The 824-nt window shown below is 79.5% G+C and carries 1 protein-coding gene; it reads left to right on the top strand.

Annotated features, from left to right (window positions below; translation table 11 throughout):
• Nucleotides 1-824, top strand: an 824-nt coding sequence (locus AC2CHG_RS31625; protein WP_484526233.1) for a nicotinate-nucleotide--dimethylbenzimidazole phosphoribosyltransferase, incomplete at both ends; no start/stop codon positions are given.

Below are 824 nucleotides of genomic sequence, written 5' to 3'. Positions count from 1 at the left end.
CCGCCACGTCGCCCGAGGCCGAGCCCGGCCGCGCCGCCGCGCCCCATCACGCGGCGCCCCATCACGCGGCGCCCCAGACAGCGGCACCCCAGACCGCAGCGCCCCACGCCGCGGCATCCTGGACCGCGGCGCCCCAGCCCGCACCGAACCAGACCACGCCGGCCCAGGCCGTACCGGCCGACCTCGGCGCCGGGGACGTGACACTGCCCGAGGTGCTCACCCCGGCCGCCGCCCCGGTGCCCGCCCCGGCCACGTCCGACGAGCCCGGTACGGGCGACTGGGCCGCACCCACGATGGCGCTGCCGATGATCGCCACCGGCCTGGTCATCCAGCCGGGCATGGAACTGCCGATGCCCGACGACTACACCGGACCGCAGGCGGTCGACCGGCTCGCCACCCTCGACATCCCCGGCGCCGGTCTCGGCGTGCTGGAGCAGGTGGTCGGCTTCGCCGCCGCCACCCAGGGCACCTCGACGCCGCGTCCGTGGGACTCGGTGCGCGTACTGCTGATCCAGGGCGACCACGAGGGCGGCGCGTCGGCCGGCGCGACGCCCGGTGAGTCGGCCCGCCGTGCCCGGCAGGCCCGGGCCGGCCGGGGCGCGCTGGCCCGGCTCGCCGCCGAGAACCGGGCCGGCCTGCAGATCGTCGAGGCGCCCGTCTCGGCGCCGATGGAGGACGGTCCGGCCCTGCCCGCCGACGAGGTCGAGGCGGCGCTGCGCTACGGCTGGCGGCTCGCCGAGCAGGCCGCCGACGCCGGGGTGCAGCTACTGGTGCTCGCCGCGTGCGGCACGGGCGCCGAGGCCGCCGCCGCGGCGGTGCTCGCG

The sequence above is a fragment of the Micromonospora sp. ATLC20 genome, from assembly GCF_057196585.1.
This window is presented reverse-complemented; position numbering and strand designations above follow the sequence as displayed.